Source organism: Peredibacter sp. HCB2-198 (genome assembly GCF_045999315.1).
Taxonomy (GTDB): Bacteria; Bdellovibrionota; Bacteriovoracia; order Bacteriovoracales; family Bacteriovoracaceae; genus Peredibacter.
On record NZ_CP174607.1, the window covers coordinates 129304 to 141272 of the forward strand.

11 protein-coding genes are annotated in these 11969 nt (G+C 43.5%); 7 read left to right on the top strand and 4 right to left on the bottom strand.

Features of this window, described 5'->3' with window-relative positions:
- The first annotated feature begins 152 nt into the window (after window positions 1-152).
- Window positions 153-410 (top strand): hypothetical protein, encoded by a 258-nt coding sequence (locus ACJVC5_RS00705; protein ID WP_321393327.1) that lies wholly within the window; start codon window positions 153-155, stop codon window positions 408-410.
- Here the strand turns inward: ACJVC5_RS00705 and rlmN are convergent.
- The 3 genes from rlmN to ACJVC5_RS00720 form a co-directional block, all read right to left on the bottom strand.
- Window positions 361-1485 (bottom strand): 23S rRNA (adenine(2503)-C(2))-methyltransferase RlmN, encoded by a 1125-nt coding sequence (gene rlmN / locus ACJVC5_RS00710; RefSeq protein ID WP_408097460.1) that lies wholly within the window; start codon window positions 1483-1485, stop codon window positions 361-363. The two genes, ACJVC5_RS00705 and rlmN, sit on opposite strands and share 50 nt — an antisense overlap.
- A 113-nt stretch (window positions 1486-1598) precedes the next feature.
- Window positions 1599-1985 (bottom strand): hypothetical protein, encoded by a 387-nt coding sequence (locus ACJVC5_RS00715; protein ID WP_408097461.1) that lies wholly within the window; start codon window positions 1983-1985, stop codon window positions 1599-1601.
- The gene (locus tag ACJVC5_RS00720; RefSeq protein ID WP_408097462.1) at window positions 1985-3700 is read right to left on the bottom strand and encodes a hypothetical protein; all 1716 of its coding nucleotides are present in this window, start codon (window positions 3698-3700) and stop codon (window positions 1985-1987) included. Before ACJVC5_RS00720 ends, ACJVC5_RS00715 begins: the two co-directional genes overlap by 1 nt.
- A 144-nt stretch (window positions 3701-3844) precedes the next feature.
- Between ACJVC5_RS00720 and ACJVC5_RS00725 the strand changes: the two genes are divergently transcribed.
- The 6 genes from ACJVC5_RS00725 (at window position 3845) to miaA (ending at window position 10914) form a co-directional block, all read left to right on the top strand.
- Window positions 3845-4990, top strand: coding sequence for an acyl-CoA dehydrogenase family protein (locus ACJVC5_RS00725; RefSeq protein WP_408097463.1), 1146 nt, complete (start codon window positions 3845-3847; stop codon window positions 4988-4990).
- 1 nt (window position 4991) lies between these two features.
- The gene (locus ACJVC5_RS00730) at window positions 4992-6131 is read left to right on the top strand and encodes an acyl-CoA dehydrogenase family protein (protein ID WP_321393341.1); all 1140 of its coding nucleotides are present in this window, start codon (window positions 4992-4994) and stop codon (window positions 6129-6131) included.
- Complete coding sequence (locus ACJVC5_RS00735; RefSeq protein ID WP_408097464.1) at window positions 6124-7359, top strand: glucose-6-phosphate isomerase; 1236 nt, start codon at window positions 6124-6126, stop codon at window positions 7357-7359. The genes ACJVC5_RS00730 and ACJVC5_RS00735 overlap by 8 nt, the downstream gene beginning before the upstream one ends.
- Window positions 7360-7450: 91 nt before the next feature.
- Window positions 7451-8362 carry a GGDEF domain-containing protein gene (locus tag ACJVC5_RS00740; protein ID WP_321393345.1) on the top strand — a complete coding sequence of 304 codons (912 nt, stop codon included), beginning with the start codon at window positions 7451-7453 and terminating at the stop codon, window positions 8360-8362.
- Entirely contained in the window at window positions 8363-9973 is a 1611-nt protein-coding gene (gene mutL, locus ACJVC5_RS00745) for a DNA mismatch repair endonuclease MutL (RefSeq protein ID WP_408097465.1), read from the top strand.
- Window positions 9970-10914 carry a tRNA (adenosine(37)-N6)-dimethylallyltransferase MiaA gene (miaA, locus tag ACJVC5_RS00750; RefSeq protein ID WP_408097466.1) on the top strand — a complete coding sequence of 315 codons (945 nt, stop codon included), beginning with the start codon at window positions 9970-9972 and terminating at the stop codon, window positions 10912-10914. Before mutL ends, miaA begins: the two co-directional genes overlap by 4 nt.
- Here miaA and ACJVC5_RS00755 read toward each other — a convergent pair.
- A complete protein-coding gene (locus ACJVC5_RS00755) occupies window positions 10911-11942 on the bottom strand; it encodes a cytochrome-c peroxidase (protein ID WP_408097467.1) in 1032 nt (343 codons plus the stop codon). The genes miaA and ACJVC5_RS00755 overlap by 4 nt on opposite strands.
- Between the last annotated feature and the right edge of the window lie 27 nt (window positions 11943-11969).

An 11969-nucleotide genomic window follows, 5' to 3' on the forward strand; every position in this document is an offset into this window, starting at 1 on the left:
GTATGTCACTCAAAAAATGAGAATTAACAAAAACCGAACCTTTTTACTCAGTCTAAATCACTGAAATCACGACCTCGCTATAGTTTTTATTCGAAGCTCCGAAGAGAAGAATATGGGTGCCGCTGCGCCCTTAAGCTAAGGAAAGGTATTTTATGGTTAAGAATTTAATTTTATTAGGACTTCTTACTTGGGTTAGCTTTTCATACGCAAAACACCCAGTTGCCCAAGAATCAATGGGTGACGCTGAATCCTATAAAGTAGAAAAAGCCGTGGAAGAACAAGAAGCTCAACGTTCAGTTGCTGGTGAAAAAATCAAAAAGCAAAAGAAAGTTCAGCATGGCGACTCTCCAGCGAGAGAGCCTATGGGCGAACCTGGTTCTGAAGTACGCTACTGGCAATACTCGGAATAACTTTCGGCTCTGAATCTTTGTTCCAAAGGTTCAGCTTATCGAACTCACTCTTCAGCTGTCCGCATGCCGCAAGGATATCACTACCCTTCGTCGTGCGGATGGTGCACGTAAATCCACGCTTAATCATCTGATCCAAGAACCACATGATCTTCTGCTCTGAAGGACGCTTGTATTTCGAGCCAGGGAACTCATTGAATGGAATAAGGTTGATCTTCGACTCTTTCGAGTTAAGAAGATTGGCCAGAGCTTCAACGTCTTCCGAACCATCATTCATACCATCAATAAGAAGGTACTCATACGTGATACGACGGTGAGCTTTAAGAGGAATCATCTTGATCGCTTTAAAGAGACGTTCAAGATCATACACTTTATTAATCGGCATAAGCTCAGTACGAACATTGTTACGTGCTGAGTGAAGTGAAAGAGCAATGTTCACCGGAGGGAAATCCAGCGCCATTTTTTCAATCGCCGGAACAAGTCCAGAAGTAGAAAGAGTAATACGACGTTGGCCAAGCCCCATCCCCTTCTCACTCATGAAAATCAGCGTGGCCTTTTTCATGTTCTCGAAGTTGTGGAGAGGTTCACCCTGGCCCATATAAACGATATTCGTAAGTTTCTCTTCTTGAGAAACATTCTGAATTAACCAGTTTTGAATCGTGATGTACTGAAGAACAACTTCACTTGCTTTCAAATGACGTTTAAGACCCTGAGTGGCCGTGTGACAGAAAGTACAACCAACCGCACATCCAACTTGTGAAGACACACAAAGAGTCAGTCGATCACGTGCCGGAATCGCCACTGTTTCAACTGTTTGACCATCAGTCATTTTCACTAGGAATTTACGAGTGCCATCTTTTGAAAGACCATGCCATACCACTTTTAAAAGTGAGAAGTCATAGTTCTCAGCGAAGAAGTCTTTCGCTTTATTCGAAACGTTCGACCATTCTTTTGGATCGTAGACATACTTCTTGTAGACCCAATCAAAAATCTGGGTAGCACCAAAAGGACTAAATCCCTTCTCTGTTAAAAGGGCCTTTAACTCGTCGTATGTGAGGTCGAAAAATGATGGTTTCATAGATGCAGTATAAGTAGTGGAATGCACACTCATTTGCAAGGAGAAAGGGCCAGAGTGGTTAAGTTTACAATGGGTGAATTTGCTCAAGAGATTCGAGGAGTTACCCCCTCGAACTAACTAAAAAGCTTACCGAAAAGCCCTTTCCTCTTCTGAGCAGCTTCGTTGATGATCTTCTCACCATACTTTTGGAAAATGCTCTGAAAGCTCGCCAGATCCTTCGCCCCATCCAGACCAATATTGTAATCTTGAACAGAAATGAGCTGCACATCCGGAGCGTTTAACTCTTGGCTCACTCTTAAAGCGAAGTCTTTAAGATCATCAAGATTTAAAAACGTAAGGGCCTGGTGGTCAGCATTCGGGACTGATTTTGAAAGCTCCTGAAGCATCGAACGCTCAATGAATCCCTGGTCATCAAAAAAATAAACCACATGATAACTGGCAGGTTTAAATTCCTCGTCTTGATTCTGAGAAGTTTGAAAATGATAAATAAGATTAAGCATCAGGCCTCCTCATAGTGGCCAAAATCCAGAGCGATCTTTCCATTCGGAAGAAGCTCAACATCCACTCCATCCGGAGTCGATTTTGCCTGGGCCTTGATCGGATCAATCATTCTCATGAAGGCGAAGTGCTTGTGAGTTTTAATAGAGACAATCTTTTTGTAGCTAGTTGGATTATAAAAATTCACTCGACGAACATCCAGGTAAGAAAGTTCATGGGGAGTTGTTCCGCGGATTCTCCAAAGACTAAACACATCTTCATCCATCTGCAGTTCAGGTTGAACCAGATTCAAATAACGGAAGATGTGCTGCCAAAATTTTTCTTTCTGAGGTTCTGAAAGAAGTTTCTCGCCTTCAAAAGTGATGAATCTTCCCTCTCCAAGCTCCACAATATTTGTAGTCGTGAGATAGTTCACCGACTGCATTTTAAGATTATTCTCAAGTAAGAAAATCTGAAGCCGTTTATCCAAATCCGGATGAAGGCCCTCTAAATCGAGAAGGATTCTTTGACCCATAAGAAAGAGCTTGAGGATCTGACTAAATTTTGTCCGATCAAGATCCCTACCATGGAAAAATTTAATTTTGTCGTGATGAACATCAATCCATTCCGGAGTAAATTCTAATTCATCATGACGCTGATAAAGCCAGCGAAAGTGCTTGTCTAAAAATGAAGTAAGTCCCAGACGCTGAAACTCTTCTCCTGTTCTTCCACCGAACAGAGAAATGACTCCGAAAGGTCTGAATTCTTCCGTCAGTTCCGCACTGTAACTTTCATAATTATAACGTTCAGCAATTTCACGACTGCCGAAATGCTCACCCAAAATTCTTTCAAGGGAATCTTTCTTTTCTTTTTGTGTTAGAAGAGCGCTGGAGATCCATTGATGATTAACATAATGATTGAAAAGATCTCTAGTGTACTCAAGTTGGGACTTTCCACCATCAAATGAACGCTCAATGGTTTCCTTTGGTCCAGCTCCTAAGACCACGATGCTCTGAGATCCACCCCAAAATGGTGAAAGGCCCGCTTCAGCAGTCGTTTTAAAAAGGGCCGAAACTTCTTCTGTAAAAATGTCCTTCAATTGGGCCTCACGTTTTGTTTCCGTGAGATCATTCCCATTTGGATTTGCCTTCTTTAAATAACGAGAAAAGCCCTGCTCAAAGGCCAGAGAACGATCTTCCATGAAAGAAAGATTCTTACCATCTTGGTGATATGAAAATTGAGCTCCCCAAACTGGGGCCTTGATTTTTGAAGAGGCCAAAAAAGACCCAAAGGCCTTAACAAAAGAAGCAAATGATTGGAAAACTTTTGGCTCAAAAAATGAGTACATCTTATTGAGCTTCAACTCCTGATCGAGCACCGCCAGATGAACACCATCTGTATTGATGCTCATGACCCGGGCCGCTGTCACTGGTACCCCGCCATTTGGTAAAAAGGGGGCCGGAGTCAGAGGCAAAATCCAACAGAATTTACGGCCATGGTGCGTTAACAGCTGAGTCAGACGCAGAATGTCTCGCTCAGGTTGAATGCGACCAAAATCCCAATCGCTGGCCGATTCCGCATGGAACCCCCAGTATAGAGGGATAAAAACCACTTCATGTGGTGGGAACTGGAGAATTCGACTCTCCCAAAGTGCAGCTGAAGTCTTCCAATAAAAGAACCACTGTTCACCTGGTCGTACCGGATCTCCATTCTTAGAAGAATCTTCCAAATAACTCAAAAATGACTCCGAAAATAAACGCAAAGTTACTGTCATTTTAGCTTAATAAAGAAGGAGAAGTGTATCAAAATATGTAGACCTTGATTTGATTCACAAAAACCGATTTTTCCGCTACACTTTGCATCTCTTAAAAGGAAGTTTTATATGTGGTTTTTCACTCCAGAAGAAAAAGAAATTCAGAAAGTCTGTCGCGACTTCGCTCGCAATGAATTAGCACCATTCGCTGAAAAGCATGATAACGAAGAAACCTTTAACCTGAAGGCCTTCAAACATATGGGAGACCTGGGTCTTCTTGGTATTACTGCAGATCCCGAATACGGTGGAGCTGGCATGGGGGCAACTGCCGCCACGATCGTAATGGAAGAATTTGGTAAGGCCTGCGCAGGTTCTACCCTTTCTTACCTTGCTCACACTATCCTTTGTGTGAACAATCTTAGCAATAACGGATCAGCTGAACAAAAAGCAAAATATCTTCCGAAGCTTATTTCTGGTGAGCACGTCGGTTGCATGGGCATGAGTGAACCTGAATACGGCTCAGATGCTGTTGGTATGCAAACGAAGGCCGTGAAGACTGGCGACTTCTACGAAATCACCGGTAACAAAATGTGGATAACAAACGCCCAGTACGCTGACATCGTTTATCTCTACACTCGTACTGGTCCCGGGAAGAAAGACCTCACGACTTTCATCGTTGAAAAAGGCACTCCTGGATTTACGGTCTCAAAAGAAATTCACAAAATGGGAATGCGTTCTTCACCAACTGGTGAGCTTTCATTCCAAAAATGTAAAGTTCCGGCCGCTAACCGCGTAGGCAACGAAGGTGATTCAACTATTCACATGATGAAAAACCTTGAGATCGAACGTATCACGATTTCTGGTATCTCTCTTGGTATCGCTCAAGCATGTCTTGATCAGTGTATTAAGTACGCTGGTGAAAGAAAGCAGTTCGGAAAAAATCTCGCTCACTATCAATTGATCCAGAAGATGATCGCAGAAATGTACTCAGAGACTGAAGCCATGAGACGCATGCTCTATACAGTTTGTTATGAGTACGATCACGGCAATAAATCAAATACACTTGCTTCCGCAGTCAAACTTCAACTTCCAAAAATGGCGACGAAGATCGCCCTTGATGCCATTCAACTTCATGGTGGATATGGCTACTCTCGTGAGTTCCCGGTTGAGCGCATGATGAGAGATAACAAGCTGAACGAAATCGGCGCAGGTACAAATGAAGTGATGATCATGATCATCGCGAAGAACCTTCTTTCAGAAGCGCTAAGAGGATAAGATGAACGAATTTCAACGTGAGTTAACTTCAAGTCTAGAAAAGTTTTGCCAGGACAACATCGAACCTCATATGGAGCATGACGATCATGAGGGTAAGTTCCGTATGGAAATCTTCCGTGGCCTTGGTGAATATGGTGTTACCGGTGTAACACTTCCAGAGGAATTCGGCGGCGCTGGTCTTTCTTATCAGGACTATGCTTACGTTCTTGAAACGATCGCTAAGTACTCAGTGCCATACGCTGTAACAGTTTCTGTTTCAAGCATGGTGCAATCAATCCTTCTAAACTTTGGTAATGCTGAACAAAAGAAAAAATATCTTCCTGCACTGACTTCTGGTGAAGAGATCGGAGCTTTTGCTCTTTCTGAATCTCACTCTGGTTCAGATGCGGCCAACATGAAAACCACAGCGAAAAAAGTAGATGGCGGTTACATGCTTAACGGCACGAAGATGTGGATCACATCTGGTGGTATCGCCAAAACATATATCGTGATGGCGAGAACTGGGGGTGAAGGTGCTAAAGGTGTTTCTGCTTTCATCGTTCGCGATGGCGATAAAGGTTTCTCTTTCGGAAAAGCAGAAAAGAAAATGGGTTGGAAAACTTCTCCGACTCGCGAGTTAGTTTTCGAAAACTGTTTTGTTCCTCAAGAGAATCTTCTTCTTGAAGAAGGAAAAGGTTTCAATGTTGCGATGGGTGGGCTTGACCGAGGGCGTGTAGCAATTGGCGCCATTGGTGTAGGCTGTGCTCAGCGTGCGCTCGATGAATCAATTAAGTACTCTCTTACGCGTCAACAATTCAAGCAGGCCATTTTCGATTTTCAGGGACTCCAGTTCATGTTATCTGATATGGCAACGGAGACTGAGGCCTCTCGTCTCATGGTTCATTCTGCGGCACTTTCACTTGATTCCGGTACACCGAACTCAAAGCTTTGCTCAATGGCCAAATTGAAAGCAACTGATACGGCCATGAAAGTAACGACTGATGCAGTTCAAGTTCTTGGTGGTGTCGGTTATACATCTGAATATCCGGTTGAAAGATTCATGAGAGATGCGAAGGTTCTTCAGATCGTTGAGGGCACCAATCAAATTCAACGTGTGGTCATCGCCCGCCACCTCAAAAAAGAGTACGAACAACATGCTTAATTGGAAACTTCGATCAAGTCACAAGGCAAAAGTTAACTCTCCTGAGCTTGAGAAAGCGATGTCTTCTTACTTGAAGACACTTGCCTCGCCTGAGATTGGCTTTTTCGGACTTCCAAATAGAAAAGACCTGGTTGAGGAATCACAAAAAGTCTTTAATCAGTTCAAAAACAAAAAATATTTCGTTCATGTCGGGATCGGAGGTAGTGCTCTTGGTCCTGAAATGCTTCTTTCTTCTTTAGGCAATGGAAGTGGTGTTCAATTTGTTTTCATCAACAACATTGACCCAGATGATATGTGCCGTAAGCTTGATAAGGTCGATCTTAAAGAAGCACTTATCTATGTTGTTTCAAAATCAGGCACAACCGCTGAGACAGTGGCGGCCATGGCGATTTTAATGAACGCTCTAAAAGACGCGGGCATTAAAGAGAATCAATACAAAGACCACTTTGTGTTCTGTACTGATCCAGTGAAGGGTGAACTTCGCAGACTCAGCAAAGAATGGAATGTTGCCACACTGGAAATTCCATCAAACGTTGGTGGACGTTATTCAGTTCTAACTCCGGTTGGTCTTCTCCCTGCCCTCTTCTCGGGCATTAATATTCAAGACATTCTTGAAGGTGCAGAAGACATTCAAAGACATCTATCAGATCCAAAAATCGGAGCTTCTTTTTTTGAACTCGCTCAGTGGCTAAAAGAGCTTCACGATCAAGGCATCAATCAAACTGTGCTAATGCCTTACTCGTCTCTTCTTAAAGACTTCTCAGCGTGGTTTGTCCAACTTTGGGCCGAAAGCCTAGGAAAAAGCGGAAAGGGCCTAACTCCCATTCCGGCCTACGGGGCCACTGACCAGCACTCTCAAATGCAACTATTTATGGAAGGACCAAATGATAAGGTTCTCATGCTTATTGAGGTCGAGAAATTCCATAATGACTACTCTCTAAAAAATTCATTGAGCGGCGAGGCCTTTAAAAATCTGGCCCCTTTTAAGCTTTCTGACCTTATGAAGGCCGAGTTTGAGGGGACCCTAACTGCCCTTCAAGAGAATGGCCGCCATGTGGTTCACCTGCAGATTCCAAGTCTTCAGGAAGAGTATGTGGGCCAACTCATTCTATTTGCTGAATGCCTGACAGTAATGGTTGGAGAACTTATTAAAGTTGATCCATTTAACCAGCCGGGAGTAGAAGCTGGAAAAAAATACGCGAATGCCTGGTTAAAAAACCACCAGTAATTGCCGATAAGCCACTTGCCGCGTCTTGAAGAAAATTTAAGGCGGGCCTAAAATAGTGGGATACTAAATTGTTGGAATTTCTGGAGAAGACATGAGCGATGATAAAAACGCCACCGTCGTCATTACCGATATTAGAAAGGCACTTTCTTCATTAGAGGAAGAGGCCAAGCAGAAACCTGCTTGCCTACTAGTAGTTGGTGGCGAACTTAACGGTTCAATTTTCAATTTAAATCTTGGCGAAACAACTGTTGGCCGTAATCCAGATTGTACCATCTCACTTGATTTCCATGGTGTTTCTCGTCGTCATTTTACGATTGAAGTTACTGATTCTGAGGTCACACTTAATGACCTCGGCTCTGCTAACGGAACATATCTGAACAATCAAAAGTTAACGACTCCTACTGTGCTTAAGCGCGGAGACGTGATTAAGATCGGTGCAATCGCCATGAAGTTTCTTCCGAAGGGCGATCCTGAGCGTCTGACGTACGATAAGCTTTTAGAAGAGGCCCACACTGATGGTCTCACTAAGTGCTACAATAAAACTTTCTTCAATAATCAACTCGAACTCGAAGTAAAAAAATGTAAAGTGACTGGGAAACCACTCTCTTTAATCATCTTTGACCTCGATCACTTCAAGAAACTAAACGATAACTACGGTCACGACGCCGGTGACTACGTGCTAAAAGAAAAAGCACGTCTAATTCGTGAAAATGGTATCCGCCAGGGCGATATTTTCGCTCGCTATGGTGGTGAAGAATTTTGTATTCTTCTACCTAATACCAACCTAAAACAAGGTTTCGAAATCGCTGAACGACTTCGTAAACTGGTTGAGAAACACGAATTCATCTACGATGGTAAACGTCTTCCGGTAACTGCTTCAATTGGTGTCGCAGATTATCGTCAGGGAGTTGAAAACGGGACTGATCTCTTTAAGCGTGCAGACTCATCCGTTTATAAATCGAAAGAAGGCGGAAGGAACCAAGTTAACTTCTATAAGGCATAGATGGTTTCTGTTCCCCCGAAGATTGATCTACTTCCAGAACATCTCATTGATCAGATTAAGGCCGGAGAAGTCATTGAACGTCCCGGTAATTTGATTAAAGAGATTCTGGAAAACGCAGTTGATGCCGGTTCCACTAAGATTGAACTATCCCTAAAAAATAACGGTCTTGATTTAATCTCATTGAAAGACAACGGTCACGGAATGCGAAAGGACGATCTACCACTCGCCTTCTCTCGTCACGCGACTTCCAAGATCTCGCGTTTTGAAGATCTCTATAAGCTCCGCTCATTCGGGTTCCGCGGTGAGGCCTTGGCCTCGATTGCGGCGATCTCAAAGCTTCACTGTATTTCACAAACCAGAGAAAGTAAGACCGCCTCGGAAATTAAAATCGAAGGTGGCCTGACTCTTTACCATGGTGAAAGACAAACTGGTTCAGGGACACATGGAACTGAACTTCAGATTCAGGACCTGTTCTTCAATACTCCGGCCCGTCTGAAATTTATCCAGTCTCAGCAGGCAGAAAAGACCTTCATTCGTAAAATCATTTTTGCTTTTATTCTTTCTCGCCCCGAGATTGAATTCCAAATTAAATTTGATGACGCTGACAAAGACATTTACCCAGCAAGAGAATCTCTTCGTGAAAGAATCGAAGATGTTTTTCCGAAGGCAAAGGAAACGATTCTTCATTCAGAACGTTTCTATGAAAATAATGAACTGACATTGTTTTTAATCCCCGGCTCTTTTAAGGCCCCGGTCAAGCTGCAGAACATATTCATCAATGGCCGCTACATTCTAGACAAACAACTTCATCGCGTTTTAAGTAATGCCCTTGATGCGACCTTTGGTGGAGATGATTTCCACTATGTGGCCTATTTTCATCTGCCGCCTGATACTATTGATGTAAACGTTCATCCGAATAAGACCGTCATTAAGTGTCTTGAAATCTCCAAGATGATCTCCCTTCTCACCTCAACGGTTAAAGAGCTGGGATCAAAACGTCCGGTGAGGGAATCTCAAATTCCGGTTGAGGCGATGCCAATGCCGCAAGCGCCGACTTTCTTCGAAGGATTTCAGGAAGCTCCAACGCTTCAACAAGAGAGACATCAATATAATATGGAGGGACTTTTCTCTCCTCACCGCTTACCAGTAGCAACTGAAGCAGATCTTATCTGGATCAATCAGTTCTTCTTAAAGCGCGTGGAAAATATCTGGATGGGAGTTTCGGCCCCTAAATTAGTTGAACTCTTCACTAAAAAGAAACTCGAATTCCCGGCCCTTACTATTCCCCTTTTAGTAAGCGAACCTTTTCCTGCTAAAAATGTAAGTAAAGAGGTCCTCCATGTTCTACAGCAAGGTGGAATGGAGATTGAATACCTCGGAGCTGACACTCTGGTTTTAAGAGGTATTCCTGAATGGATGAATGGTTTTCCTTTAAAGGGAATTGTTTCCCTACTCCTTCATCAGAAAAACTTTTCTGAGCTTGAGATCATTCCGGAAGAATGGTCGCAGACCACATGGGAAGAGATGCTTCTTTTTTTCCCGATAGATGAACTCATCAGTAAAAAAATCGTGGTGGACCTTGCTGCCCTTTTACGGGAAAAACTCAAATGAAGGTCATTGTTATCTCCGGGCCCACTGCCTCAGGGAAAACTGATCTCGCCGTTGAACTCGCAACCAAATTTGGTGGAGAGGTGGTGAACTTTGATTCACTTCTTCTCTATAAAGAAATCGAGATCGGAACCGCCAAGCCCACTCTTGAAGAACAGAGGGCCATACCCCATCACATGTTGAATGTTCGTAGTATTTCCAATCCTATGAATGCCGCCGACTACGCTCGTGAGGCCCTACCCATTATTGAAAAGCTACTGAATGAAAATAAACTCGTTTATCTTGTGGGTGGCAGTGGCTTTTATCTTCAGGCACTTTTAAAAGGCATGTACGACTCTCCCACGACTCCTAAAGAAATCACGAAACGCTCTGACGAACTTTATGAGAAGGAAGGAATTGCGCCTTTCCTTGCAATTTTAAAGGAACAGGATCGCAAGAGTTTTGAACGTTATCACGAGAACGATCACTATCGTGTGCGCCGAGCGGTTGAACACCTTTGGACCACTGGCTCTCCTATGTCAGAGGCCCGTGAAGAAAAAGACGATTCAAATGAGAAGATGGACAAACCCACCATTCATAACTGGGACCTTCTTCATATTTATCTCGATCTCCCCAAAGAAGAACATTTAAAAATCATCGAGAAACGTACAGATCGAATGCTCGCAACTGGTCTTATTGAAGAAGTAAAAGGTCTTTTAGACCAAGGCTTCACTGGTTTGGAAAAGCCCCTTCAAAGTATTGGCTACAAGGAAACGCTGGATTTCATCTTCGGTGTTTATAAGTCTCTTTCAGAATGTCGTGAGCGGATTGTGATTTCGACCAGACAACTGGCGAAATCTCAGAGAACTTGGTTTAAGCGGGATTCTTTCAAAAGAACATTTCACCCACTTGAAGAAAGATCAGAGATCTTTCTTCAAGTAGAGAAATTTATCAGAGGCAATTAAGGATCTGGAGTAAGCGTAGTTCCTAGAGTGTGCGGAAGGATCGGCATCGTCTGTCTAGGGATCTCACCAGTAAGAGCGTGCATGAACGCTACGATGTCAGCAGTCTGAGCATCAGTTAGATCCATATCAAGCTGAGTTTTGGCCATTACGCGAACTGCTTCATCAAGAGTCTGAACTTTACCATTGTGGAAATACGGAGCTGTAAGAGCAATGTTTCTCCAAGTTGGTACACGCCAGTGGTTCTTATCTTCGGCCTTCTTAGTTACTTCATAGCGACCAAGATCAGCAGTTAGATCATATTGTTTGTCGTATTTTGAACCAGGGATCTGAGGGAATGGTTGGTAGTTACCTTCACCCATTTTCAGACCGTCACCAGCAAAGTTCACACCTGTGTGACAAGAAGTACAACCAATTTCGTCCACAAGTTTCATCCCGCGGATTTGTTGGGCCGTCATCGCCTTCTTGTTCCCTTTCATATATTTATCGAAAGGGGAATTTGGAGTGATAAGAGTTCTCTCGTAAGAAGCAATCGCCTTCGCAACGTTGTCGATGTTGATTTCTTTATCTTTCGGGAAAACTTTTTTGAAAGCTTCCACGTATCCAGGGATCTGTTTAATACGTGAGATCACGATATCGTGATTATCCATACCCATCTCAACTGGATTCGTCATAGGGCCCTTCGCCTGACCTTCTAGAGAGGCCTCGCGACCGTCCCAGAATTGAACTGTATGATAAGCTGAGTTCCAAACTGTAGGAGAGCCACGGCCACCACGTTTGCCATGGATACCAGCACCAACTGGACGTCCATCAGCACCGTGAGACATAACGTTGTGACATGAGTTACAAGAGATTGAGCCGTCAGCTGAGATTCGAGGATCGAAATAAAGCTGTTTCCCTAGTTCAATCTTCGCCGGAGTCTGCGGGTTATCCACAGGAATCGGAGGAGTTGGAGGAAGTGCTTTGAATTCTGCCCAGGCGTTTAGAGAGGCCACGGCCATAAGGGCCATAAAGCTTTTTCTTAGGTGCATTTGAGTTCCCTGTTATAGTAAAATTGT